Raw genomic sequence first — 24,532 nt, 5'->3', positions numbered from 1 at the left:
GGATGGACGTCGGCTCTTTCCGTGCTCATCGAACTAGATGATGGTGCCGGGCTCGATCGGCTTGTTACCCGCAACCGACGGCGGCAGGGTGGCCGGCGCGGGCGCGTTAGTCGGTGTGATCAGCGTGCTCGGCGTGCTGGGCGTGCTGGGCGTGCTCGGCGTGCTCGACGCGTTCGAGACCGGAGGGCCGTCGATTTCATCGTCGGCGATCCACAGGTCGTCATCGGCGCGGAAGGTCTGCCAGAAGGCATAACCCACACCGGCGACGACGATGACACCGGCAACGATCGCGACGATGCCGCCGGCACCGATGCCCGTGCGCTTGGGCTCGACACCCGGCACGTAACGCTCGGCGAGCTTGCGGCCGGTCTTCGACGCCGCCTTGCTCGCCTTCTTCGCACGATCGATGGTGTGCTCCACCTGAGGCGACTCGATGATGTTCGCCAGAGCGGTGATCGAGCCGAGTGCGGTCGCGACGCCCGGAAGCAGGTCGACGATGAGCTTCTTCTTGGCGGAGCTGCTCACGCTCCGGGCCGCGCTGTAGCCACGGTCGAAACCGGGTCGCACGTGCTCGTCGACGGCGCCACGCACCTTCGGTACCACGTGCTGGTTGGACAGCTTCTTCGCCTGCACGGCGGCTTCCTGGACCACGCTGTTGGCGCGGTCGATCACGTCTCGCTGCTCCTGCCACAGGCCAGCGGCATGCGAGCGCAGCTTCTTCAGTTCTCTCTTGTTCTTACGCGACAGACTCATCGGAAACTCCTCATCGGTGTCGTTCAGCCAACCGTTCCATCTTGTCACGCCCCTCCTGGGCATGCGAGCGAGTGCGGCCAAGAAGCGCAAGCTGTGTGCTCGCACGGGGTGCGGAAAATGCGCCCCTGTAGAATCGCGCTCATGTCGAACACCACTCACGTTGCAACCATCACCACCAACCACGGCGTTATCACCGTGAACCTCTACGGGAACCACGCCCCCAAGACGGTCAAGAACTTCGTCGGGCTGGCTACCGGTGAGATCGAGTGGACCCACCCCGCCACCGGCAAGGTGACGAAGGACCGGCTCTACGACGGCGTCGTCTTCCACCGCATCATCCGCGACTTCATGATCCAGGGCGGAGACCCGCTCGGCCAGGGCGTCGGTGGACCCGGCTACGCGTTCGACGACGAGATCTCCCCGGAGCTCACCTTCACCCAGCCCTACGTGCTCGCTATGGCGAACGCGGGCATCCAGGGTGGACGCGGCACCAACGGCTCGCAGTTCTTCATCACGACCACGCCCACCACCTGGCTGCAGGGCAAGCACACCATCTTCGGTGAGGTCGCCGACGACGAGTCCCGCAAGGTCGTCGATGCGCTGAACGCCGTGCCCACCGACGGCCGTGACCGCCCGCTCGACGACGTCGTGATCGAGAGCGTCTCCGTCGAGTCCGCTTCCTGACCGGAACGCAGGGCGCAGGGATGCCGGATTCGGCGGATAACTTCTGCTACCGGCATCCCGATCGGCAGAGCTTCGTGGTCTGCCAGCGGTGCGGCCGGACGATCTGCCCGGAGTGCCAGACGCCAGCAGCTGTCGGGGTGATCTGCCCGGAGGACATGCGGGAGCAGCGTCGCACGGCGCCGCGGACCACGCCTCCCCTCCGTCGGCGGATCGCGCGGCTCGGATCATCGGGCAAGCCGGTCGTCGTGTACTCGATCATCGCGATCACGCTGGTCGTCTGGGTTCTGCAACTGGTGCCGCGCGTCGGCGACACCGTAACCGCCGCGATGCTATTCAATCCGGTGTACCTCTACCCCGACGCCTCGCTCTTCCAGCCCTGGCGGATGCTGACCTCGCTGTTCGTGCACAGCCCGTCGTCGATCTTCCACGTGCTGTTCAACATGTTCTCGCTGTTCATCTTCGGGCGCATCCTCGAGCCGATGCTGGGCCGGTGGCGATTCCTCGCCCTCTACCTCATCAGCGGTATCGGCGGATCCCTCGCGGTCGTCGTGCTCGGCGCGGGCTCCGTGATCGGCGCGTCCGGCGCCATCTTCGGCCTGATGGGCGCGTTCTTCCTGCTGGCCCGCACGCTGGGCGGCGACATCCGGGCCATCCTCGGCATCATCGTCCTCAACCTGCTCAGCGGGTTCTTCATCCCCTCGATCTCCTGGCAGGCCCACGTCGGAGGGCTGATCGTCGGCCTGATCGTCGCGGCGATCCTGCTGAAGACCCGCACCGAGAGGCGGGACTGGGTGCAACCCGCCGCTCTGGGGGCTACCGCGTTCGCGCTCGTCGCCGCGGGAACGGCTCTCGTCTTCGCATTTGTCTAGCCTCTCGCACCGGGGAATTCGGACGAATAGCGTGGAATCATGCCGTGCGGACCCACAGGTCCGCGTTCGAACGGTCCGAATCCACGAGAGGAATGGTCATGTCCCAGCCAGCCCAGAAGCAGGACGTTCCCGGAGTACAGTCCCGAATGACGCCGGTGCCCGATTGCGGTGAGGAGACCTACCGCGGCATGGGCAAGCTCGCCGGAAAGGCGGCCGTCGTCACGGGTGCCGACAGCGGTATCGGACGTGCCGTCGCCATCGCGTTCGCCCGAGAGGGCGCGGACGTGCTCATCTCCTACCTGAACGAGGACGAGGACGCGCAGGAGGTCGCCCGCTACGTGGAGGAAGCAGGCCAGAAGGCCGTGCTCGTTCCGGGCGACCTGTCCGACTCCGCGCACTGCCGGTCGATCATCGACCGTGCGGTCCAGGAGTTCGGGAAAGTGGACGTGCTCGTGAGCAACGCCGCGTACCAGATGGCCCACGAGTCCCTCGACGAGGTCACCGAGGAGGAGTGGGAGTACACCTTCAAGGTGAACGTCGGCGCGATGTTCCACCTCGTGAAGGCAGCGATCCCGCACATGAAGCCCGGATCGTCGATCATCGGAAGTTCCTCGGTGAACTCCGACATGCCGAATCCCACTCTCGCGCCCTACGCCGCCACCAAGGCCGCGATCGCCAACTTCTCCGCGAGCCTCGCGCAGCTGCTCGGCGAGAAGGGCATCCGGGTGAACAGCGTCGCCCCGGGACCGATCTGGACCCCGCTCATCCCGGCCACCCTGCCGGAGGAGAAGGTCGAGTCGTTCGGCGACGACGTGCCGCTCGGCCGAGTGGGCCAGCCCGCAGAGCTCGCCCCCGCCTACGTGCTGCTGGCATCGGATGACGGCAGCTACATGTCCGGTGCGCGCATCGCCGTCACCGGTGGGCGGCCGATCCTCTAGGCGGCGCCGCTCTTCGTCATCCGGCGGAAACGCAGGTCGTGCCCGGGTAGTCGCTCTGATTACCCGGGCACGAAGTTATCCACAGCCGATTCCACAGTGGGGATAGTTACACGCGTGTAATTGTGCACAAAGGCGGTGCGCGGGGAAGGTGCGTCAGCGCCAGCGGGTGGTCATGAGAAAGCCGATGAAGGCGATTCCGAAACCGACGAGGATGTTCCCCGACCCGAGGGCGGGCACCGGAAGGCCGGTCTGACTCACGTAGTAGACGATGATCCAGGCGAGACCGAGGAGCATGAAGCCGAACATCACCGGTTTGAACCACACCGGATTCGGCGCCTGTTCCCCCGGCTCCGGGCGCGGTTGGACGGGAGTCGCGGGCGTCTTGTCTCGTGCCATGCTCAGGATCCTATCGTCTGGGCCTCCGGGCGGTCCCCCGGGACCCGGCCGATCGTGGTCAGATGGGGGGCGACGACGGTGGAGAACGCCTCGCTCGTGCGCTGAGCGACCTCCGCATACGGGCTGGCCCAGATGGGCTCCGAAAAGATCTCGACCTCGATGTCGCCCGAGTATCCCGTAGCCTCGACCGCTGCCGTCAGGCTTCCGAAGTCGATGACGCCGTCGCCCGGGTAGTGGCGGGCGAGCAGCACGTCGGCGGGGAGCGGCGTCGACCAGTCGCACACCTGATAGCTGGCGATGCGGCCGCCGGCGCCGGCACGCGCGATGGCGTCGCGCACGCGAGGATCCCACCAGATGTGGAAGGTGTCGACGACCACCCCGACGGCCGTGGAGGGGAACGGTTCGGCCATGTCGAGCGCCTGGTCGAGGGTCGACACGACGGCCCGATCCGACGCGTACATCGGGTGCAACGGTTCGATGGCGAGCGCGACGCCGGCCGACTCCGCCTCGGCCACGAGCTCGCCGATGGCGTCGACCACCCGAGCCCGCGCACCGACGAGATCCCGGGACCCGGCGGGCAGGCCGCCGGCGACGAGCACGAGGGCCGGAGCGCCCACGGCGTGCGCCTCGGCGAGGGCGCGGCGGTTGTCGTCGAGGGCGGCGCGACGCTGCGGACCCTCGGGCAGCGTGAAGAATCCGCCCCGGCAGAGGCTCGAGACTCGGAGGCCCGAGTCCGCGACCATGCGCGCGGCCCGGTCGAGACCGACCTCCTGCACGGGTTCCCGCCACAGTCCGATGCTGGCGTAGCCCGCCGCCGCGGTCACGTCGAGTGCCTCGCCGAGCGACGCGTACTTGATCGTGGCCTGGTTCAGCGACAGCCTCGGGTGCGGGGTCATCGGCCGCCCGTTCGGTCGATGCCGTTCACCGAGAGCAGCGCGTGCCAGCGCCGGGCGGCCAGCTCGGGGTCCTCGAGAGCTCCGGCGGCGTTGGCGAGACGAATGATCTCGGAGAGGGCGGGCAGGCTGCGCGCGGAGTGCAGGCCGCCCACCATGCTGAACGCCTGCTGGTGACCGTTCAGCCAGGACAGGAAGGCGACTCCGGTCTTGTAGTAGAAGGTCGGCGCGGCGAAGACCTGGCGGGAGAGCGCCTCGGTGGGGCCGAGGATTCGGCGATACTCGTCGGGATCGCCTGCGTCGAGCGCCTGGATGGCCGCGGATGCGTTCGGGGTCACGGCCGCGAACGCGCCGAGCAGGGCGTCGGAATGCGTCGTGCCATCACCCTCGATGAGGCTCACGTAGTTGAAGTCGTCACCGGTGAACATGGTGGCCGTTTCGGGCAGACGCGATCGGACGGCGATCTCGGCGTCGGCGTCGAGGAGGCTCATCTTGATACCGGAGACGATGTTGCGATTCTCCTCGATGATGTCGATCACCGTATCGGCAGCCTCCTGCCACACGGTGGAGCCGAAGTAGGCCGCGAGGGACGGATCGAACGCGGCGCCGAGCCAGTGCAGCACCACGGGGGAGCCCGCAGCACCCAGCACCTCGCGGTACACCCGGCGGTAGTCGTCGCCGGTGCGTGCCGCGCGAGCGAGGTGACGGCTCGCCATGAGCACGACCCCGGCGCCCGCGTCCTCGGCGAAGTGCAGCTGCTCCTTGTAGGCGTCGATCACCTCATCGAGCGAAATGTGCTCCGCCTCGACGGAGTCGGTGTTGACCCCGACCACCAGGCGGCCGCCCACCGACCGCGCCTCGGCGGCGCTCCGCGAAATGAGCTCGCGTGTCGCGTCAGCGTCGAGGCCCATGTTGCGCTGGGCGGTGTCCATGGCATCGGCGACACCGAGGCCCCACGACCACACCGAATGCCGGAAGGCGAGGGTGGCATCCCAGTCGATGTCCGCGGGCTGCCCGGGGGTGTTGTCGCCCCACGGCTTCGGCACGACGTGCGCGGCGGCGTAGGCCAGCCGGGCGGTGAGCGGGGCTGCGGGGCGCGAGAACCCCGGGGCGGGGTGCAGTTCCACCCTGCCGACGGCGCCGGACGGGTCGAGCGTGAGCAGGTCGGTCATGGTGCGCTCAGTCTTGGGGGAGGTCGATGCGACGGCCGGTCGCGTTGGACTCGAGACCCGCCTCGGCGAGCTTCATGCCGCGCGCGCCGGCCCGGAAGTCGAACTCGTTGGGTCCGTCCTCCACGACGTGCCGCAGGAACTGCTCCCACTGCGTCTTGAACCCGTTCTCGTACACGTCGTTCGTCGGCACCTCGAGCCAGTCCGCCATGTAGTCGTGCGTCTCCGCGAGGTCCGGGTTCCACACCGGCTTCGGGGTGGCGGTGCGCGGCTGGATCTTGGCTCCGAATAGTCCGACCACGGCGCTGCCGTGCGTGCCCTCGACCTGGAACTCCACGAGCTCCTTGCGGTTCACCCGAACGACCCAGCTCGAGTTGAGCTGCGCGACGATGCCGCCCTCGATGTCGAACACCGCGTACACCGCATCCTCGGCGGTAGCGGTGTACTCGGCGCCCTGCTCATCGGTACGGGTGGGGATGTGGGTCGCCGTCCGCGCGTACACGCTGTCGATGCGGCCGAAGAGGTTCTCGAGAACGTAGCTCCAGTGCGGGAACATGTCGACGACGATTCCTCCGCCGTCCTCCGTGCGGTAGTTCCAGCTGGGGCGCTGTGCGGGCTGCCAGTCCCCCTCGAACACCCAGTAGCCGAATTCGCCCCGCACCGAGAGGATGCGGCCGAAGAAGCCCGAATCGATCAGTCGCTTGAGCTTCTGCAACCCGGGCAGGTAGAGCTTGTCGTGCACGACGCCGTTCTTGATGCCGGCGGACTCGGCCAGTTCGGCCAGTTCCACGGCCTGCTCGTAGTTCTCGGCGGTCGGCTTTTCGGTGTACACGTGCTTTCCGGCCGCGATCGCCTTCTTGATCGCCGGCACCCGGGCCTGGGTCACCAGGGCGTCGAAGTAGATCTGCCAGCGCGGGTCCGCCAGCGCGCTGTCGAGGTCGGTCGTGTAGTGCTCGATGCCGTGCTTCTCGGCGAGTTCGCGCAGCTTCGTCTCGCTGCGGCCGACGATCATGAGCTCGATCTGCCTGCGGCTGCCATCGGCCAGTTCCACGCCACCCGCATCGCGGATGGCGAGGAGGGACCGGACGAGATGCTGACGGTAACCCATGCGGCCGGACGCCCCGTTGACGATGATGCCGATTGTCGACTCTGACACTGTTCCACTTCCCGTTCCCCGAGGCGCCACAGCCCCGTCGCTCGCGGCCTTCCGCCATCCGGGAAAGCGCTTACCAAGTATAGGCGGCGCGAGCGCGGAACGGCAAGAGTGCGAAGGGGAGGGTCGTCAGCCGCCTGGGCGGGGACCGGGCGTGCTCGCGCGGAGCATGACCTCCGTGGCCGTGGGAGTCGCCGGCTCGCCGCTTTCCGGGGAGGGTAGCAGGGCCCTCGCGATGGCGCGGCGGCCCACCTCCTCGAGCGGGATGCGCACCGTGGTGAGAGCCGGGGTCACGTCTCGGGCCGTCTGGATGTCGTCGAAGCCGGCGATTCCCACGTCGACGCCGGGCTCGCGACCGCTCTCCCGCAGTGCCGACATCGCTCCCACGGCCATGACATCGTTCACGGTGAACACGAGTTCCACGTCGTCGAGACCGCGCCCGGCCAGTTCGAGCATCCCCGCGTGACCACCGTCGCGGGTGAATCCGGTGCGCACGAGGCGATCGGGAGGGAGCTCGATGCCGTGCGCCGCGAGGCCGTCGGTGAAACCGGCGATCCGGTCCTGGGCGGTGAGCAACGACAGGTCGCCCGCGAGAGCGGCGAATCGCCGATAGCCGAGACCGATGAGTTCCTCGGCGAGCTGGCGCGCACCCCCGTAGTTGTCCACCAGCACCGAGTCGAAGTCGAGCTCGTTCCGGCTGATGAACACGACGCGGCCCCCCATCGCTTCGAACGCCGCGAGCTCGGCGATGAGGGCGTCCTGCGACGCCTCTTCCGCGACCCGGCTGGCGGCGAGGATGAGCACGCGAGGGCGCTGGCCGCGGAGCGCGCGGACGAGGGTCAACTCCCGTTCGGGGCTCCGTTCGGTGGCGGCCATCGTGACGATGAGCCCGGCGTCCTCGGCACTGCGGATGACACCCGCCGCGATGGACGAGAAGTACGGGTCGGCGATGTCGGCCACGAGCAGGGCGACGGTGTTCGTCGTCCCCTTCGCCACGGCCTGCGCCGACGTGTTCGGCGTGTAGTTGAGCTTGGCGGCCGCCGCGAGCACGCGCTTCCGGTAGTCCTCGTTGACCCTGCGGGCACTGCCGTTCAGCGACCGGGACGCCGTGGCGAGCGATACACCCGCCTCCCGCGCGACATCGTGCAGGGTGATCGGGGCCTTGCGCGCGGTCGTCACGAGGCCCCTTCCTGTCGCGGTGTCCTGCGGGAAAGCATATTCCCGAAGGGCATCCCGGTCAGGAACGTCCGGCGGGACTCCCGACCAGTCGAATGCCGCAGCCCGGTGCGCCGGTGGTGGTCAGCCTGCCGCTGTCCACGCGCACGGGGGCCGGACCGGCGAGCAGTCCGAGGGCGGTGAGGTCGGCCTCCTCCACCGCCTCCACCTCCGTTTCCGCGGCGAGCACCATGGCGAGCTGACCGGACAGTTCGGGCAACAGGTGCGGAGCAAGGGGAACGTCGCGCTCGGCGGCCAGATCGGCGATCTCGAGGAACGGGGTGATGCCTCCCACCCGCACGACGTTCGGTTGCACGATGTCGACGCCGGGGGCGTCCAGCAGGTCGCGGAAGCGGTGAACGGTGTGCAGGTTCTCGCCGAGGGCGATGGGGACGGTGCACGAGCCATGCAGGTGCCGGTATCCGGCCGTGTCATCCGCCCGCAGCGGTTCCTCGATCCAATCCAGGTCGAACTCGCTCAACCGGTCGATCGCGGCCTGTGCCGTGGGCAGGTCCCACCGCTGATTGGCATCGATGCGGAGCCGTCGGTCCCGGCCGATCACGTCGCGGACTGCGGCCACCCGATCCACGTCCTCGGCGATGTCGGGCTTCCCGACCTTCATCTTCACGGCGTCGTAGCCGGCGGCGACCCAGCGCTCGGCCTGCGCCACCAGTTCGTCCAGCGGATAGTGCAGATTCACTCCGCTGCCGTAGACGGGGACGCTGTCCCGACGCCTGCCGATCAGATCGACGAGGGACGCGGTGCGGCGTATCCCCGCGGCATCCCAGAGCGCGGTGTCGATGCCGGCCATGGCGATGGTCGTGACTCCTCCGCCGCCCGCCTCGTGCAGGTGGCGCCAGAGCTCGGGCCAGAGGTGTTGCGGATCGGCGGATCGACCGCGCACGAAGGTGGTGATGTCGGTGTCGATCAGGGCTCGCACGGCGGCCGCTCCGATGGTCGGCGTCCACGACAGTCCCGACCCGACCGTGCCGTCGGAGCATTCGACCTCGACTCGGATCACGTGCAGCCACGGGGCGTCCGGCACCCACGGGCGCGGCATCGACGCGGTGAGGGGAGTGGTCGTGACGCCGACCACCGTGGCGTCGGTCCGCGTGTCGGCCGCTCCGTGCAGTTGGTCAGTGGGAAGTGTCATGCGGCAAACCTTCCTGGGCGCTCGGTGCCGGGCCCTGTTCGCCAGTCACGTTACCCGTCGGGCTGCGGATTCCCGGATCACCCGGAGGGGAATGCGGCCGGTCGACCGATCTCGGGTTCCGGTCCGTACCGGTGTCCCGGTCGATTCGGCGCTCCCGTACAGTGCTGAGGGGGTTGGCGGGCCAGCCCACGAGGCTGAGAAGGAGAAACGTGTCGGAGCGCACCCCCTGGGAACTTCTGGCGACCGGGGTGGACTCCTTCGCCGGCAACCTGCAGGCCGACGGGACCCTCCACGATCCGGTCTTCGACACCCCGACCCAGTACGGAAGCTCCTACTACGGGTGGTGCTGCGCCGTCCTGGCCGCGCAGACGGCGGACGGCTCGTTCCTCGGCGGTTCCGGCACGGAGGTCTACCGGGAGCGGGCCGCCCGGATCCTCTCGGCCACGCTCGCCCACACGGCCGATCCCGAGCTACCCCCGCACGCTTCCGGGTTCAATCGCCAGACCCTCGGGGTGACGTCGCGGTTCACCCATCGCGACTTCACCTGGCCGCCCAATCCTCAAGACCTTCACAGCGCTCGCCGAGGACCTGCCGGAGCGGGAGCGGATCGCCGAGCAGATCGCATCCGTCGAGGTCACGTCGTCGTTCCGGTCGTCGCCGCCGTCCAACTGGGCCGCCGTGTGGATGAGCGGGGAGTGGCTGCGGATGCGGGCGGGGCTGTCCCCGACGCCACCGGAGCAGTTCGACGACTGGCTGGACGTGTTCTTCGAGCCGAACGCCACGGCCGGATTCGACCTCGACCTCGGCATGTACCGGGAGCCCGGCCTTCCCAACGCCTACGACCTGTTCACCCGGGTGCACCTGACCGATCTGCTGAACAGCGGCTACGACGGCCGTAACCGGGAGCGCCTGGAGTCGTTCCTCGCGACGGGCCTCCGACGCAGCCTGATCATGCAACTGTCCGACGGGTCGATGGCCTCCGGCTATCGCAGTACCGGCCAGACGTGGGTGCTCGCGGCCCAGATCGCGCTCTTCACGGGCTCGCGGGTCGCCGGCATCGGCACCGAATCGGACCGCGACGCGGCGGCCACAGCGGCCTGGCGGGCCTACTCGTCGCTCGAGATGTGGCAGCGACCCGACGGTCCGTTCTCGCCGGTGCAGAACGCGCTCGACCCCCGCCTCCGGGTGGGATACGAGACGTATACGGCGGACGGCCACTACTCCTCGCTGGCGCTCGCCTTCCTGGCGTCGGCGATCACCCTCGGCTTCGCCGACACCGACCGCCCGACGGCGGCACAGCTCGACGACCGTGCTTCTGCTGCCCGGGCGGAGGGCGTGCCCTCGCACCGTGGGGTCATCCACCGCGGTCGCATTTCCGCGGCGGTGCAGGCGCAGGCGGACGGCGTGTACGACGCGACGGGTGTGGTGGACATCACCTTCGGTTCGGGACGACTGCTCCAGTTCGTGAGCTCGGTCCGTCATCTCGGCGGGGGAGGCTGGCTGAACCCCGGGCTCGCGTTCCGCGGGACGGCAGGCATGGACGACGTCCTCGCCGTCGCGAGCTGCCGCCACGAACTCGTGTCCCCTCTGGCGACGACCGAGCACGGTGGCCTCTCCTTCGACACGACCCTGACGCTGCCCGAGGACGCACTCTCGGGCGTTCTCGAGGAGGGGCAGGCGTATCGGTGCGAGGTGGCCGCGACCGACGACGGAATCGCGGTCACGGAATCGACCCCCGCCCGGAACGGCTACCGCACGCTCCTCGTGCCGTACCCGCGCGACTTCGGCACGGGCGAGCAGACCACGGTGGAGTTCCTCGACGACGGGGTGCGTTTCCGATCCGGCGCGGAGACGGTCGAGTTCCACGTGGAAGGCGCACTGGAGCACCGGGCGGACCTGCCCTACGGCTACGAGAATCGGCGCGCCCTGTGCGGACTCGTGCGCCTGGACCTGCGCGGAACCGGCGATGCCCTGCGGTGGTGGGTGACCGGTTCCCGCGGATCGGTGAGCACCTCGCCGCGCTCGCCGGACACTCCCGGCGCGACGGCGGCGGCGAGCACAATCGCCGTCGCGACGAGGAACGCCGTAACGGAACCGGCTCCGGAGAGCAGCGTCCCGAGTACGGTGGCCCCGATCGCCTGACCGAGAACCAGGACGACGAAGGCCATCGAGGTTCCCGCGGGTGCCCTGCTGGGATCGATGCGGGTCGTCCAGGCGATGAGGGCACCGGTGGCGGCGGTGTAGCCCCAGCCGAACGCGCCGCAGGCGAGCAGAGCAACGGCCGGAATCGCCGGGACGATGCCGAGCACCAGCGTCGCGAGGGTGACCGCGAGGGTGGTCAGCGTCCACGCCCGATGCGGGAGGAGCGCGCTCATCATCCGAGCCGTGGCGATCACCGCCGTTCCGCCGACTCCCAGGGCTATCCACGCGAGCACCGTCCACCCGTGGTCGACGCCCGCGGCGACGAGATGCGTCCTGCCGAAGTTCCAGGTCGCGGCCGAGCCGACACCGAGGAGCAGTGCGGCCGCAAGCGGGAGCCCGTGCGCCTGGAACCATGACAGTGGTGGGATCCGCGGGCCGATGACGCCTTCCTCCCGCTGAAGGGACGCCCCGGCGCGGTCGGAGAGCAGGACCACGGTGGCCAGAACGAGAGTGACCGCCGCGACGACCAGCCACGCGCGGCGCCAGTCCGGCAGGAACAGCAGGGCGAGGATGCCCGCGGCCACGAGTCCGGGGCCCGTCCCCGCATTGACGATCGCCTGTCGGCGGTCGGTGTCCCCGGTCGGACCGTTCCGCCGGACGATGCTCACGAGGCCCGGTGAGGCGAAGCCGGCCCCGGCGGACCCGAGTATGGCGAAGGCGGCGAACCACGTGGTGTCGGGTGCTGTCGCCATTCCGAGCGAGCCCGCACTCGCGGTTGCGGCGGCGGCGAGGATCACGCTGCGGGGGTGCCGCGAGGCGACGGCGAATGCCACGATCGCCCCGACGCAGTACACGATCGAGGCACCCGACGAGATCCGGCCGGCCGTCGCCGCCCCGAACGACAAGTCCGCCTGCACATCGGGGAGGAACAGTCCGTAGGCGAGCCGGACGAGCCCGTACGTCGCGGCGATGAGCCCGGTGCCGGACGCGGTCAGGAGCACCGAGCGCGCGTCGGCTAACAAAAACGATCGTTTCACATTACGCAGTCTAAGGTGCTGCCATGGCCATCCGAGCGACCACCGAGACGAAACTGCTGGATGCCGCCGACGCGTTGTTCTTCTCGGCGGGGATCGGCGCGACCCCGATCGACGCGGTGCTCGAGAAGGCCGGCGTGTCGGCCGCGACCCTGTACCGCGGCTATCCCAGCAAGGAAGCGCTCGTCGCCGCCGCCCTCGAGCGGCGCCAGCTGGCCTGGCTCGACGTGTGGGACGCGGCGATCGAGCGTGCCGCGTCGCCGCGGGACCGGGTGCTCGCCGTGTTCGACGCGCTCGAGAGCTTCCGGCTCCGCGCGGACGGGGCGCGGTGGTGCGCGTTCCTCGGCTCCGCCGCCGAGTATGCGGATCCGCCGGAGGAGATCGCTCGGGCCGTGGCGCGGGACACGGCAGCGCTGCGGGACCGCTTGCGCGATCTCGCCGAACCGCTGGTCGGCTCGCGCGCGGCGGCGCTCGCCGAGGAGTTGCTGCTGATCGTCAGCGGGGACCTCGCGATGCGGTTGAGGGGCCCGGATTCCGACACGACCGTCGCGCGCGCGATCGCCGACACGATCCTCCAGGCGCACGAACGTGCCGGCACTGCCGATGCGTAGCGACGTCCCGCTACACGACGCCCGGCCGTAGGGCCGGTCGAGCGCCGCCCTGGGCCGAGGGATCGATCGGGTTCGAGTAGTCGGCGTCTTCGGTGCAGAGCACACGGGGCAGCATGGCGTCCGCGACGGTCGATACCCCGCAGGTGGAGCCGCGCGAAGCCGGGCGGATGGATAGCCTTGGCCGCGTGACCCGGCATCCGTCGGGCAGGGAGGTGTGCATCGATGCACTACGGCGGAGACTACAACCCCGAGCAGTGGCCCGAGGAGACCTGGCACGAGGACGTGCAGCGGATGCGCGAGGCGAACGTCACCATGGTGAGCCTCGGCATCTTCGCCTGGTCCCGCATCCAGCCCGCCGAGGGGGAGTTCGATTTCGGCTGGCTCGACCGCGTGCTCGACCTGCTGCACGAGAACGGCATCGCGGTCGACCTCGCGACCGCCACCGCGTCGCCACCGCCGTGGGCGACGACCGCATACCCCGACATGCTGCCGCAGGACGAGAACCTGTCGACGTACTGGCCGGGCTCCCGCCAGCACTACGCACCGAGCTCGCCCACCTATCAGCGACTCGCGAGCGAACTCGTCCGGGCTCTCGCCGAACGGTACGGGGCGCACCCGGCCGTGGTCATGTGGCACGTGAACAACGAGTACGGCTGCCATCTCCACTACGACTACTCGGACAACGCGGCGGCGGCCTTCCGCGACTGGTTGCGGACGAAGTACCAGACGATCGACGCGCTCAACGCCGCGTGGGGCACGAACTTCTGGTCGCAGCGTTACACCGACTTCGCCGAGGTCGTGCCGCCCCGCAAGGCGCCGTACAGCCACAATCCGGCCGGGATGCTCGACTTCCGTCGCTTCACGTCGGATACCCTGCTCGGGCTCTACCTCATGGAGAAGCGCATTCTCCGCGACGCGGGCATCACGGCACCGATCACCACCAACTTCATGGGCGCGTTCCTCCCCGCCGACTATTGGCGGTGGGCGGCGGAGATGGACGTCATCTCCGACGACAACTACCCCGACCCGAACGACCCGGACGCCCATCTCGGCTCCGCCTTCAGCCGTGACCTGATGCGTTCGCTGAAGCCGGACGTGCCGTGGATCCTCATGGAGCAGTCGTCGAACGCCCTCAACTGGCGACCGACGAACGCGCCGAAGGCGCCAGGGCAGATGGCGGCGCTCAGCATGCAGGCGGTCGCCCGCGGCGCCGACGGCGTGCTGTTCTTCCAGTGGCGGCAGTCCCGGTCGGGCAGCGAGAAGTTCCACTCTGCGATGCTTCCCCACGCCGGCGTCCGCACGCGCACGTGGCGCGAGATCGTGGGACTCGGGGCAGAGCTCGCCGCACTGCCGGAGCTGCCTGCGGGACAGCGCGACGCATCCGTGGCGCTCGTGTTCGACTGGGAGAACTGGTGGGCGCTCGAGAACCCCGACCACCCGGTCGTGCTGGATTATCCCGCGCTGGTGCAGCGGTGGCACGCGGCGCTCACCCGGCGGTCGGTTCAGGTGGATCTCGTGCGCCCCACCGACGACCTGTCCGGCTACCGGGTCGTGCTCGCTCCCCAGCTCTACCTGCTCACCGCGGCAGCCGCGAGCAATCTCACGGCGTTCGTGGAAGGCGGTGGGAGCCTGCTCGTCGGGGCGTTCAGCGACGTCGTCGACGAGAACGACGGGTTCCGCCCGGGTGGCTTCCTCACCCAGCTCGGCCCGCTGCTCGGCATCTGGCTGGAGGACTTCGGCGCCCTGGTGCCGGTGGAGGGTCCGGGATCCGGGGGCCCGGGTCAATCGGCGGCCGTCGTGGAGTTCGAGGGCGGCAGCGCCACCGGCCGCCTGCTCGCCGAGGAGATCCACCTCGACGGTGCGACCGCGCTCGGATCGTTCGCGGGAGGCAGGCTCGACGGCCGGGCGGCGTTCACGGTGAACGGGAGGGGCACCGGACGGGCCTACTACCTCGCCACCATCCCGGATGCCGACGGATGCGGCGCCATTGCGGATGTCGTGCTGTCCGCAGCGGGTGTCGAACCCGTACTGCCCGGCCTTCCCGCGGACGTGGAGGCGATCCGCCGTGGTTCGGTGCTCACGGTGATCAATCACGGCCGGGACTCCGCGACCCTCGACCTTCCGGCGGGCACCGACCTGCTCACCGGGGAGCCGAGCGGTCGCCGCACATTGCCCCCGTTCGACTACGCCGTGGTGCGCGTGGACTGACGCGCTCGGTCCGACGTCGCGCGTACGGGGAAGGCATCCACCCGACCCGGGCCAGCCGGACGCACCTACAATCGAACGATGTCCTCGCACGCCACCCGCCGCGCCCGGCCCGCGCCGCGCGTGACCGTTCTCGGCGTGCTGGGCGAGCTCCTCATCACCGCGGGCCTGCTCGTGCTGCTGTTCCTCGGCTGGCAGCTCTGGTTCAACGACCTCGTCGTGGGCGGGGAACAGCGGGGTGCCGCGCTGGAGTTGCAGCAGGACTGGGCGGCAGGGAGTGCCGACGGGTCGGTCGTGGCTCCGGGAACCACCGACTTCGGACCGCCGGTCGTCGGCGCGGCCCCGCCCGAGACCGAGTCCTTCGCCACCCTCTACGTGCCGCGCTTCGGCGCGGACTACGTGCGCCCGATCGCGGAGGGTGTGGGCACCCGCACCGTGCTGAACACCCTCGGCATCGGACACTACCCGGGCACGCAGATGCCCGGAGAGGTCGGAAACTTCGCCATCGCGGCGCACCGGACCACCTACGGCGCACCATTCGCCAGCATCGCCGACCTGCGCCTCGGTGACCCGATCGTGGTGCGCACCGCGGACGGCTGGTACACCTACCGATTCCGTACAATGGATTACGTTCCTCCCTCGGGCGTCGAGGTGCTGAACGCCGTGCCCGCCCTGGACGGGGCGGAACCGACCGACCGCATCATCACGCTCACGAGCTGCAACCCGCGCTTCTCGTCGGCGGAACGCATCATCGCCTACGGCGTCTTCGACTCCTGGCGACCCAATGCGGCGGGTCCGCCCCCGGAGCTGTCCGGCGTCGTGGATCCGGGATAGGGGGCACTCGTGTATGGAGCGCTCTGGCGGGCACTGCCCGGACCGGTGTGGCTGCGCCTGCTGGTCGTACTCGTGCTGATCGCCGGGGTACTGTTCAGTCTCGTCACCTGGGGCTTCCCCTGGGTGGATTCGATCGTCAACAATCAGGAAGTTACGGTGCAGGTGTGACCCGGGTACTCGTCGTCGACAATTACGACAGCTTCGTCTACACGCTGAACGGCTATCTCCTTCAGCTCGGGGCCGATACGACCGTCATGCGGAACGACGCGTTCGCCGCGGCCGCCGCAGCGGATGAGCTCGCCGGGTACGACGCGGTGCTGCTCTCTCCCGGACCCGGCAAGCCGGGCAACGCGGGAGTGTCCATCCCGCTCGTGCATGCCGCACTCGAGTCGTCGACGCCGCTCCTCGGGGTCTGCCTCGGCCACCAGGCCATCGCCGAGGCGCTCGGTGCCACGGTCACCACGGCGGAAGAACTCATGCACGGCAAGACGTCGGTGATCGAACACGACGGCAGTGCGTTCTACGACGGGGTTCCGCGCCCGTTCACGGCCACCCGCTACCACTCGCTCGCGATCGTCGACGGCACCGTGCCCGACGACCTGGTGGTGACCTCGCGCACGGGCGGCGGCGTGATCATGGGCGTGCGCCACGTGAGCGCGCCGGTGTTCGGAGTGCAGTTCCACCCCGAGTCCGTGCTCACCGAGGGCGGATACCGGATGCTCGGCAATTGGCTCGAGTCGGCCGGTCTCACCGGCGCCAAGTCGGCCGCCGCGGACCTCACCCCACTCGTCCGCCTGAGCTAGCGCGCCTCCCGGGCGGCTGGGAGCGGCGGAGGAGGGTCAGCCCGAGCAGTAGGTGATCGTGATGGCGGACTTCTGCGGCACAGCGCCCGGGGCGAGAGACTGCGCGGCGACGGGGGTGTTGGCCCGGAGCGAGCACCGCGGGTTGTCATCCACCGTCACCTGCAGCTGAAGATCCTGCTGGAGCGTGTTCGTCGCATCCTGCACGTTCTGGCCCACCACATTCGGTAACGCCACCATGCCGTCCGACACCACCAGGTTCACGGTGTCGCCCTCGCGGAGCTCCGTCCCGACCTCGGGATCGGTGCGCAGCACGACCCCCTCGGCCACACTGGGCGAATGCTCGACGGTCTGACTGCCGACCGTCAGGCGCGCCGCGACCAGCGTGGCTTCGGCGGACGCCACGTCGAGATTGACCACGCTCGGGATCGGGACGGTCACCGCACCGGTGGACACGTAGACGTCGACACCGGTACCGGGCGCGACGCGCGCTCCGTCCTCCGGGTCGGTGCGGATCACCGAGCCGACCGGAACCACGGTGCTCGATTCCCCGATCTCGAGCGGAACGAGGTCGGACGTCTCGAGTGCGTCCCGGGCACTGTCGTAGGACGCTCCCACGACGGAGGGGACGACCCGCGCGGTCTCGGGCACGGTGGCGCTCGGGCCGAGACTCAGTACCCAGACCACGACGGCGGCGACGATCACAGCGATGGTGAGGATGCCCGCCCAGATCCATACGGCGGGCGGCTGGCTCTGCGTGCGCACTACGCGGTCATCGTCCGCGCCGAGGCGCTTCATGGCGATGTCCGGACCCGACGACGCCATCGGTGAGGCGCCGAACAGGGAGATCGAGTCGGAGGACGGCAGCCCGCGGACGGGGACGTTGCCCGCACGGGCGGTCTCGATGTCGGCCCGGAACTCGGCGGCGTTCTGGTAGCGCTCGAACCGGTCCTTGCTGAGGGCGCGGAGAACGACAGCATCGAGGGCGGGCGACACCCGGTCGTTGCGCGTGCTCGGGGCGGGTGGTGCCTCGCTCACGTGCTGGTAGGCGACGGCGACCGGACTGTCGCCGCGGAACGGAGGAGTACCGGTGAGCATCTCGAAGAGCACGACACCCGTGGAGTAGAGGTCGGTGCGGGCGTCGACCGATTCGCCCTTGGCCTGTTCGGGGGAGAAGTACGAGGCGGTGCCGAGAATGGCACTCGTCTGCGCCACGGTGGCGCTGGAGTCGGAGATCGCGCGAGCGATGCCGAAATCCATCACCTTCACCTGACCCTCGTCGGTGATCATGATGTTGCCCGGCTTGATGTCCCGGTGCACCACGCCCGCCCGGTGCGAGTACTCGAGGGCGGTGAGCACGCCCTCGATGATGCGCATGGCCTCCTGCGGCAGGATCGGCCCATCCGCCACGATGTCCTTGAGCAGACGCCCGTCCACGTGCTCCATGACGATGAACGGAGCGACGGCATCGCTGCCGTTGTCGTCGACGAATCGGTCCTCGCCGGCATCGAACACCCGCACGATGGTCGGATGCGCCATGCGCGCCGCGGCCTGCGCCTCCTGCCGGAATCGCGTGCGGAACACCGGGTCGCTGGCGAGCGACGACCGAAGCAACTTGATGGCGACCTTGCGACCGAGCCGGCTGTCGTGCCCGACGTGCACTTCGGCCATGCCACCGCGTCCGATGACCTCACCGAGTTCGTAGCGACCGGCGAGGAGGCGAGTCGTTTTGGTCACTGAGCTCCCCCGGTCGGCTGCATTTCGCTTCCGCAAGTGTACCCGGCACCGTGTGGAGCGCCCGGAAGCCCGCGTGCCGCGTGCCGCGGCGGGGTGCTCAGCCCTCCTCGACCTCCTCGGACTCCTCTTCCTCGTTGCCGCTGTCGTCTCCGGTGTTCCCGCCGGTGTCCCCGCCGGTGGATGCGGGCGCCTCGACGGTGATCGTGAGGGCCGGCGAGTATCCGCTCTCATTCGGTCCGCAGAACACCTGGTAGCGCACGGTCATGGTCCCCGGCGCGAGCGCTTGGATCGTGCCCGAGGTGGTGTCCGCCGAGGTGGGGTTCTGACCGACCCAGGCGCCGGTGGCCGTCGGGTCGACCTGCACCTGGTACCCCGTCACATCCGTTCCGGAGGGGCAGCTGTACGCCGGCCAACTGATGGTCGTCTCGCTCCCGACGGTGAGCGCGGTGGCCGCGGCCGTGGGCGGTGCGGCCGGGGGAGTGGGCGCGGTGATGGGTCCGTACACCGTGACGTCGACGGCGGTTCCGCGCTGCACGTTGCCGCGGGGGCTGAGCTGGTAGACCAGGCCCTCCTCGTCGGGGCCGGTCGCCGGATTGCCGGTGAGGATGCGCGGCAGGAGTCCGAGCTCCTCGAGCTCCGCGGCCACCTCGTCGCCGGGGCGGCCCTCGTAGAGCGCGAAGTCCACGTCGACCGTGTTGCTGGTGGGCGTGGGGGTCGGCGAGTCCTCGGGTTCGGGTTCCGTGGACGGAGGCGGCGACGCGCTCGTGCTCGGCGCGACGACCGTGTCTTCGGGGTCGGCGAGGAAGGCGAAGACGGCGGCCGTGACCGCCGCGACCACGAGCAGGATCAGCAGGACGACGAGCCACAGGTAGCGGTTGCGCTTCTCCGTGGTGACCGGCCGGGTATCGGCGGGCACCTCGGCGGCGCCCACGGCGCCCACGGGGCCCGGCAGCACGGTGGTGGCGGAGGTGGCGCCGTACGCGCTGGTGGACGGCAGCACGCTCGTCGCCGCGGTCGCCGCGCCCGCTCCGAGTACCGCGGGTACCGCCGCCGCGGCCGCGGACACGTCGCCCCGGCGCAGCGCCTGGGCGGCCCGTGACAGGTGCGCCGCGGACGCGGGACGGTCGGCCGGTCGCTTCGCGATGCAGGAGAGCACCAGATTGCGCACCGGCTCGGCCACGGTGACCGGCAGGTCGGGAGCCGTCTCGTTGATCTGCGCCATGGCGATCGCGACCTGCGACTCACCGGTGAACGGCCGGCGCCCCGCGAGGCACTCGTAGGCCACGATGCCCATCGAGTAGATGTCCGTCGACGGCGACGCGGGGTGCCCGCTCGCCTGCTCCGGCGAGAGGTACTGCACCGTCCCCATGACCTGTCCGGTGGCGGTGAGCGGCACCTGGTCGGCGATGCGCGCGATGCCGAAGTCGGTGATCTTCACCCGACCCTCGGGGGTGATCAGCAGGTTGCCCGGCTTGATGTCGCGGTGCACCAGTCCGGCGGCGTGGGCGGCCTGCAGGGCCGACGCGGTCTGCGCGATGATGTCGAGCACCTTGTCGGTGGAGAGCACGCGCTCCCGCTCGAGGATGGTGGACAGCGCCTCGCCGGGGACGAGCTCCATCACCAGGAAGGCGCTGCCCTCCTCCTCGCCGTAGTCGAAGACGTTGGCGATGCCCTCGTGATTGACGAGCGCGGCGTGGCGCGCCTCGGCCCGGAAGCGCTCGAGGAAACCGGGGTCGCCGAGGTACTCGTCCTTGAGGATCTTGATGGCGACGGTACGGCCGATGACGCGGTCCGTCGCTTCCCAGACCTCGCCCATCCCGCCGATGGCGATGCGGTTGCCGAGCTGGTACCGGCCCCCGAAGGTCACTCCGCTGGTCGGTCTCATCTGTTCAGCACCGCCTCAATTACCTGCTTCGCGATCGGCGCAGCGAGGGTGTTGCCCCGGCCGGACTGGCCGAGACCACCGCCGTCTTCGACGACGACCGCGACGGCGACCGACGGGTCCTCCGCGGGAGCGAAACCGGTGAACCACAGACTGTATGGTTCCCCGCTGCCGTTCTCTGCTGTTCCCGTTTTTCCGGCCACGCTGACGCCTCCTATTCTTGCATTGCTCGCGACGCCGCTTCCGACGTTGTCGACCATGAGCCTCGTGAGTGTGTCTGCGGTGTCGGCACTGATCGGCTCGCTGAAGACGGACGGCTCCAGGGCGTCGATCTCGCGCAGGTCCGGCGCGAGGATCCGTTCGACGAGGGTCGGTCGCATGACCGTGCCGTCGTTCGCGATCCCCGCCGAGACCATGGCGATCTGCAGCGGGGTGGCGCGCACATCGTCCTGCCCGAACGCGCTCCGAGCGGTGGCGGGGTCGTCGGGATCGGCCGGGAACACGCTCCGGGCCGACGGCATCGGGACCGCGATGGATTCGCCGAATCCGAAGTCCTCGGCCATGTCCCGCAGCGCGTCGTCACCCAGGGCAAGGCCGAGCTCGGCGAAGGGGATGTTGCAGGATAGCCGCAGCGCCTCGGCGAGGGTGACCGATTCGGCCGCCCCGCACGCCCCCTCACCGGAGTTGGTGATCACGGAGTCGGTGCCCGGGAGAGGGAAGGTGGCGGGGTTCGGGAAGGTGCTCTCGGCCGTGTACTCGCCGCTCTCGAGTGCCGCCGCGCTCACGACGAGCTTGAAGACGGAGCCGGGCGGGTTCAGGTTGCCGGTGATGGCTCGGTTCACGAGCGGGTCGCCCGGATCCTCGATCAGCGCATCGTAGGTGGCGAGCACCTGGTCCGTGTCGTGCACGGCGAGCGCGTTGGGGTCGAACGCGGGCTTCGAGACCATGGCGAGGATCTTGCCGGTGCTGGGCTCGATGGCCACCACGGCGCCCGATCGGTCGCCGAGCGCATCGAACGCCGCGCGCTGGGCGGCGGGGTCGATGGTCAGTTCGACGGAGGCGCCCTTCGGATCCTGTCCGGTGAAGAGGCGGTTGATCCCGTCGAGGAACTGCGAGTTCGCGGTACCGCTGAGTTCCGCGTTGAGCGCGTCCTCGATGCCGGTGCTGCCCTGATCGAGGGTGAAGTATCCGGTGACGGCGGAGTACAGCTCACCCTCGGCATAGGTGCGCTGGAAGCGGTATCGGTCGTCGACCGGCACGGACTGGGCGATGGGCTGACCGTCCAGAAGGATGTGCCCGCGTTCGGTGGAGTAGCTCGCGAAGAGGGTGCGGCGGTTCCGGTCGTCCACGCGGAGGTTGTCGGCCTGGAACACCTGAATGGTGGTGGTGGACACGAACAGTGCCACGAACATGAGGAGCACCACCACGCTCACGCGCTTCAACTCGCGGTTCACTGCTGCACCACCAATCGGGGCTGGTTGCGCACCGTGTCGGAGAGCCGCAGCAGGATGGCGGCGATGATCCAGTTGGCGAGCAGCGACGATCCGCCCGCCGCCATGAACGGAGTGGTCAGGCCGGTGAGCGGGATGACGCGGGTGACTCCGCCGATGACGACGAAGACCTGCAGCGCGATGACGAACGACAGCCCGACACCGAGCAGCCGGCCGAAGTCGTCCTGGCCCGCGAACCCGATGCGGAGACCGCGGGACACCAGGAGGAGGTAGAGCGAGAGGATGGCGAAGACGCCCGCGAGTCCGAGCTCCTCGCCGAGGCTCGCGATGATGAAGTCGCTGTTCGCCAGCGGGGTGAGGCTCGGCATGCCCTGCCCGAGTCCGGTGCCGATCAGCCCGCCGTTCGCGAGCCCGAAGAGCCCGGACACCAGTTGGTAGCTGCCGCCCTGCGCGTTGTAGATCTCGTTGTCGAACGGCGTGAGCCAGGCGTTGAGCCGGCCGCCCACATACCCGAGCTGGGCCGCGGCGAAGGCGCCGCCGACGAAGAGCAGCAACCCGAGCAGCACCCAGCTGATACGGGCGGTCGCCACGTAGATCATCACGAGGAACAGCCCGAAGTACAGGAGGGATGTGCCGAGGTCGCGCTGGAACACCAGCACCGCCATGGCGGCGGCCCAGATGACGAGGATGGGCCCGAAGTCGCGGACGCGCGGAAAGCGCAGCCCGAGGAACTTCGCCCCGACCATCGACAGGCTGTCCCTCGCGGTGACGAGGTACCCCGCGAAGAAGACCGCGAGCGCGATCTTGGCGATCTCACCGGGCTGGAAGGAGAAGCCGCCGATACCGATCCACACCCGCGCACCGTTGATCTCCCGGCCGATGATCGGCAGCATGGGCAGCAGCAGAAGGGCGAGACCCGCGAACATCGCGATGTAGCGGTAGCGCTGGAGGACGCGGTGGTTGCGCAGCAGCACGACCACGGCGATCGCCACGGCGATGGCGAGTCCCGACCAGGCGATCTGACGCACGGCGACGCTTTCCCACCCGCTCAGGTCGTAGGAGAGGTCGATGCGGTAGATGCCGGCGATGCCGAGGCCGTTCAGCAGCGTGGCGATCGGCAGGATGAAGGGGTCGGCGTCCGGAGCGGACACGCGGAGCGCCACGTGCATCCCGAGGACGAGCACGGCGAGGCCGGTGGCGGGCAGGAAGAAGCTCGAGTCGAAGGCCCCGAGGGCGCCGAGCTGCACGAGGTAGAGGGCGGCACCGTTCAGCAGCGACGCGAACAGCACGAGCACGAGCTCGAGGTTGCGAAGCTTGCGGGGTACGTGCACGCGTCGCTCCCCGTCGGCGCGTGCCACGGTGTCAGTCGGCTGCGGCATTCTGCAACCTCTCGACGATGTCTCGGGCTTCGGAGAGCGAGTTGGCGCTGATCGTTCCCTCCACCTGGCTCTGGTAATACGGTCGCAGGTCGGCGACCTCCAAGTCGGTCGTGTCGTAGACGCTCGAGAGCGCGAACGGCCCTACGCCCTGCTGCACGCCGCGGTAGATGGCCACCGACCCGTCGCTGGCGCCGACGTAGTAGCGGCTCTGGGTCCACTGGTAGCCGAGCACGGCGGCGATGAGCACACCGAGCGCCACGAGGATCACGCCGACGAGCCAGGTGATCTTGCGACGCACGGCTCGTCGTCGGTCTTCGGCGATGAGCAGTTCGAGGTACTCGTCGGACTCCGGCTCGAACTCGGCCTCGCGCGTGGTCGTGGCCCGGAGGGGATGGAGCAGGAGGTTCGGCAGCCGAACGGCGCGTCGACCGGAGTCGCTCTCGAACGCGAGGGGAGCGGCGGCGGCTCCGACCGTCGTGGGCGGGGTTGGCCTGTCGGCGGTACCCTCCCGCACGTCGAGTACGACGACGGTGACGTTGTCGGGGGCGCCGGAGTCGAGCGAGTGCTTGACCAGCGCATCCGCGGTGCGCTCGGGATCGGCGGACTCGGCCATCGTCTTGGTGATGAGCTCCTCGGACACGTAGCTGCTGAGGCCGTCGGAGCACAACAGCCACCGGTCGCCCGGTCGTGTCTCGAGGATCGAGGTGTCGATCTCGGGGTGGGCGTCCACGTCGCCCAGCACGCGCATGAGAACGGAACGGCGCGGGTGGGTCAGCGCCTCCTCCGCGGTGATGCGTCCGCTGTCGACCAGGCGTTGCACGAAGGTGTGGTCGCTGGTGACCTGCTCGAGCGCGTCATCGCGCCAGAGGTAGATGCGCGAGTCGCCGATGTGGGCCATGGCGAGCGTGTCCCCCACGCGGAGGAGCGCACTGACGGTGGTGCCCATGCCGGTGAGCTCGGGGTGCTCGAAGACGGTCTCGGAGAGGAGGGCGTTGGCGGCCACGAGGGCCGCACGGAGCGCGTACTCGGCGTCCTGCGGCGACGCGTACGGCTGCTTGTCGGCATCCTTGATGCGTGTGACGGCGAGAGCCGAGGCGACGTCGCCACCGGCGTGACCGCCCATGCCATCGGCCACCACGAACAACTGCCGTCCCGCGAACGCGGAGTCCTGGTTGTTCGAGCGCACCTTGCCCACGTGGGACACGGCTGCGGCCTGGATGGTCGACGCCACGCC

General features: G+C 69.4%; 21 protein-coding genes. 8 read left to right on the top strand and 13 right to left on the bottom strand.

The genetic code is table 11. From position 1 onward, the window contains the following. Nucleotides 1–33: 33 nt before the first annotated feature. A complete protein-coding gene (locus EY822_RS05535) occupies nucleotides 34–753 on the bottom strand; it encodes a hypothetical protein (protein WP_227497051.1) in 720 nt (239 codons plus the stop codon). 141 nt (nucleotides 754–894) lie between these two features. Here EY822_RS05535 and EY822_RS05530 point away from each other — a divergent pair, with 141 nt between their 5' ends. The 3 genes from EY822_RS05530 to EY822_RS05520 all read left to right on the top strand — a co-directional run bounded on the left by EY822_RS05530 (nucleotide 895) and on the right by EY822_RS05520 (nucleotide 3,244). Further along, nucleotides 895–1,437 carry a peptidylprolyl isomerase gene (locus tag EY822_RS05530; RefSeq protein WP_150307356.1) on the top strand — a complete coding sequence of 181 codons (543 nt, stop codon included), beginning with the start codon at nucleotides 895–897 and terminating at the stop codon, nucleotides 1,435–1,437. 20 nt (nucleotides 1,438–1,457) lie between these two features. Continuing rightward, on the top strand, nucleotides 1,458–2,306 hold the full coding sequence (locus EY822_RS05525) for a rhomboid family intramembrane serine protease (protein WP_150307355.1): 849 nt from the start codon (nucleotides 1,458–1,460) through the stop codon (nucleotides 2,304–2,306). Nucleotides 2,307–2,404: 98 nt separating this feature from the next. Next, the gene (locus EY822_RS05520; RefSeq protein ID WP_150307354.1) at nucleotides 2,405–3,244 is read left to right on the top strand and encodes a glucose 1-dehydrogenase; all 840 of its coding nucleotides are present in this window, start codon (nucleotides 2,405–2,407) and stop codon (nucleotides 3,242–3,244) included. 153 nt (nucleotides 3,245–3,397) lie between these two features. Here the strand turns inward: EY822_RS05520 and EY822_RS05515 are convergent, their stop codons facing one another. From EY822_RS05515 to EY822_RS05485, 7 genes are all read right to left on the bottom strand, one after another. Further along, entirely contained in the window at nucleotides 3,398–3,640 is a 243-nt protein-coding gene (locus EY822_RS05515) for a cell division protein CrgA (protein ID WP_150307353.1), read from the bottom strand. Nucleotides 3,641–3,642: 2 nt separating this feature from the next. Further along, a complete protein-coding gene (locus EY822_RS05510; protein WP_150307352.1) occupies nucleotides 3,643–4,536 on the bottom strand; it encodes a sugar phosphate isomerase/epimerase family protein in 894 nt (297 codons plus the stop codon). Beyond that, nucleotides 4,533–5,705, bottom strand: a complete 1,173-nt coding sequence (locus EY822_RS05505; protein WP_150307351.1) for a dihydrodipicolinate synthase family protein — start codon at nucleotides 5,703–5,705, stop codon at nucleotides 4,533–4,535. The genes EY822_RS05510 and EY822_RS05505 overlap by 4 nt, the downstream gene beginning before the upstream one ends. A gap of 7 nt (nucleotides 5,706–5,712) precedes the next feature. Beyond that, a complete protein-coding gene (locus EY822_RS05500; protein WP_150308778.1) occupies nucleotides 5,713–6,810 on the bottom strand; it encodes a Gfo/Idh/MocA family protein in 1,098 nt (365 codons plus the stop codon). 174 nt (nucleotides 6,811–6,984) lie between these two features. Further along, complete coding sequence (locus EY822_RS05495; protein WP_150307350.1) at nucleotides 6,985–8,034, bottom strand: LacI family DNA-binding transcriptional regulator; 1,050 nt, start codon at nucleotides 8,032–8,034, stop codon at nucleotides 6,985–6,987. A gap of 58 nt (nucleotides 8,035–8,092) precedes the next feature. Beyond that, nucleotides 8,093–9,223, bottom strand: coding sequence for a mandelate racemase/muconate lactonizing enzyme family protein (locus tag EY822_RS05490; RefSeq protein WP_150307349.1), 1,131 nt, complete (start codon nucleotides 9,221–9,223; stop codon nucleotides 8,093–8,095). Nucleotides 9,224–11,130: 1,907 nt separating this feature from the next. Next, nucleotides 11,131–12,402: an MFS transporter gene (locus tag EY822_RS05485; RefSeq protein WP_227497050.1), complete on the bottom strand. Its 1,272-nt coding sequence runs from the start codon at nucleotides 12,400–12,402 to the stop codon at nucleotides 11,131–11,133. A 23-nt stretch (nucleotides 12,403–12,425) separates the two neighbouring features. Here EY822_RS05485 and EY822_RS05480 point away from each other — a divergent pair, with 23 nt between their 5' ends. The 5 genes from EY822_RS05480 to EY822_RS05465 all read left to right on the top strand — a co-directional run bounded on the left by EY822_RS05480 (nucleotide 12,426) and on the right by EY822_RS05465 (nucleotide 16,852). Continuing rightward, a complete protein-coding gene (locus EY822_RS05480) occupies nucleotides 12,426–13,010 on the top strand; it encodes a TetR/AcrR family transcriptional regulator (protein ID WP_150307347.1) in 585 nt (194 codons plus the stop codon). Between the two features lie 222 nt (nucleotides 13,011–13,232). Continuing rightward, nucleotides 13,233–15,218 (top strand): beta-galactosidase, encoded by a 1,986-nt coding sequence (locus EY822_RS05475; protein WP_150307346.1) that lies wholly within the window; start codon nucleotides 13,233–13,235, stop codon nucleotides 15,216–15,218. 78 nt (nucleotides 15,219–15,296) lie between these two features. Further along, complete coding sequence (locus tag EY822_RS05470) at nucleotides 15,297–16,049, top strand: class E sortase (RefSeq protein WP_150307345.1); 753 nt, start codon at nucleotides 15,297–15,299, stop codon at nucleotides 16,047–16,049. Nucleotides 16,050–16,058: 9 nt separating this feature from the next. Beyond that, nucleotides 16,059–16,217 (top strand): hypothetical protein, encoded by a 159-nt coding sequence (locus EY822_RS15330; RefSeq protein WP_227497049.1) that lies wholly within the window; start codon nucleotides 16,059–16,061, stop codon nucleotides 16,215–16,217. Beyond that, nucleotides 16,214–16,852 (top strand): anthranilate synthase component II, encoded by a 639-nt coding sequence (locus EY822_RS05465; protein WP_150307344.1) that lies wholly within the window; start codon nucleotides 16,214–16,216, stop codon nucleotides 16,850–16,852. The genes EY822_RS15330 and EY822_RS05465 overlap by 4 nt, the downstream gene beginning before the upstream one ends. A gap of 36 nt (nucleotides 16,853–16,888) precedes the next feature. On the opposite strand, the gene pknB is transcribed toward EY822_RS05465, so the two are convergent. The 5 genes from pknB to EY822_RS05440 all read right to left on the bottom strand — a co-directional run bounded on the left by pknB (nucleotide 16,889) and on the right by EY822_RS05440 (nucleotide 24,529). Further along, nucleotides 16,889–18,586, bottom strand: coding sequence for a Stk1 family PASTA domain-containing Ser/Thr kinase (gene pknB, locus EY822_RS05460; protein ID WP_227497048.1), 1,698 nt, complete (start codon nucleotides 18,584–18,586; stop codon nucleotides 16,889–16,891). 97 nt (nucleotides 18,587–18,683) lie between these two features. Further along, nucleotides 18,684–20,471 carry a serine/threonine-protein kinase gene (locus EY822_RS05455; protein ID WP_150307342.1) on the bottom strand — a complete coding sequence of 596 codons (1,788 nt, stop codon included), beginning with the start codon at nucleotides 20,469–20,471 and terminating at the stop codon, nucleotides 18,684–18,686. Then, nucleotides 20,468–21,922 carry a peptidoglycan D,D-transpeptidase FtsI family protein gene (locus EY822_RS05450; RefSeq protein WP_150307341.1) on the bottom strand — a complete coding sequence of 485 codons (1,455 nt, stop codon included), beginning with the start codon at nucleotides 21,920–21,922 and terminating at the stop codon, nucleotides 20,468–20,470. The genes EY822_RS05455 and EY822_RS05450 overlap by 4 nt, the downstream gene beginning before the upstream one ends. Then, complete coding sequence (locus EY822_RS05445) at nucleotides 21,919–23,298, bottom strand: FtsW/RodA/SpoVE family cell cycle protein (protein WP_150307340.1); 1,380 nt, start codon at nucleotides 23,296–23,298, stop codon at nucleotides 21,919–21,921. Before EY822_RS05445 ends, EY822_RS05450 begins: the two co-directional genes overlap by 4 nt. After that, nucleotides 23,282–24,529 (bottom strand): Stp1/IreP family PP2C-type Ser/Thr phosphatase, encoded by a 1,248-nt coding sequence (locus EY822_RS05440; protein ID WP_150307339.1) that lies wholly within the window; start codon nucleotides 24,527–24,529, stop codon nucleotides 23,282–23,284. The genes EY822_RS05445 and EY822_RS05440 overlap by 17 nt, the downstream gene beginning before the upstream one ends. Nucleotides 24,530–24,532: the final 3 nt, after the last annotated feature.

The organism is Planctomonas psychrotolerans (assembly GCF_008642235.1).
GTDB lineage: Bacteria > Actinomycetota > Actinomycetes > Actinomycetales > Microbacteriaceae > Planctomonas > Planctomonas psychrotolerans.
This window is presented reverse-complemented; position numbering and strand designations above follow the sequence as displayed.

Coding starts and splice junctions, on each gene's coding strand:
- EY822_RS05535 (WP_227497051.1), bottom strand. CDS start 753: ATGAGTCTGTCGCGTAAGAACAAGAGAGAACTGAAGAAGCTGCGCTCG.
- EY822_RS05530 (WP_150307356.1), top strand. CDS start 895: ATGTCGAACACCACTCACGTTGCAACCATCACCACCAACCACGGCGTT.
- EY822_RS05525 (WP_150307355.1), top strand. CDS start 1,458: ATGCCGGATTCGGCGGATAACTTCTGCTACCGGCATCCCGATCGGCAG.
- EY822_RS05520 (WP_150307354.1), top strand. CDS start 2,405: ATGTCCCAGCCAGCCCAGAAGCAGGACGTTCCCGGAGTACAGTCCCGA.
- EY822_RS05515 (WP_150307353.1), bottom strand. CDS start 3,640: ATGGCACGAGACAAGACGCCCGCGACTCCCGTCCAACCGCGCCCGGAG.
- EY822_RS05510 (WP_150307352.1), bottom strand. CDS start 4,536: ATGACCCCGCACCCGAGGCTGTCGCTGAACCAGGCCACGATCAAGTAC.
- EY822_RS05505 (WP_150307351.1), bottom strand. CDS start 5,705: ATGACCGACCTGCTCACGCTCGACCCGTCCGGCGCCGTCGGCAGGGTG.
- EY822_RS05500 (WP_150308778.1), bottom strand. CDS start 6,810: ATGGGTTACCGTCAGCATCTCGTCCGGTCCCTCCTCGCCATCCGCGAT.
- EY822_RS05490 (WP_150307349.1), bottom strand. CDS start 9,223: ATGACACTTCCCACTGACCAACTGCACGGAGCGGCCGACACGCGGACC.
- EY822_RS05480 (WP_150307347.1), top strand. CDS start 12,426: ATGGCCATCCGAGCGACCACCGAGACGAAACTGCTGGATGCCGCCGAC.
- EY822_RS05475 (WP_150307346.1), top strand. CDS start 13,233: ATGCACTACGGCGGAGACTACAACCCCGAGCAGTGGCCCGAGGAGACC.
- EY822_RS05470 (WP_150307345.1), top strand. CDS start 15,297: ATGTCCTCGCACGCCACCCGCCGCGCCCGGCCCGCGCCGCGCGTGACC.
- EY822_RS05455 (WP_150307342.1), bottom strand. CDS start 20,471: ATGAGACCGACCAGCGGAGTGACCTTCGGGGGCCGGTACCAGCTCGGC.
- EY822_RS05445 (WP_150307340.1), bottom strand. CDS start 23,298: ATGCCGCAGCCGACTGACACCGTGGCACGCGCCGACGGGGAGCGACGC.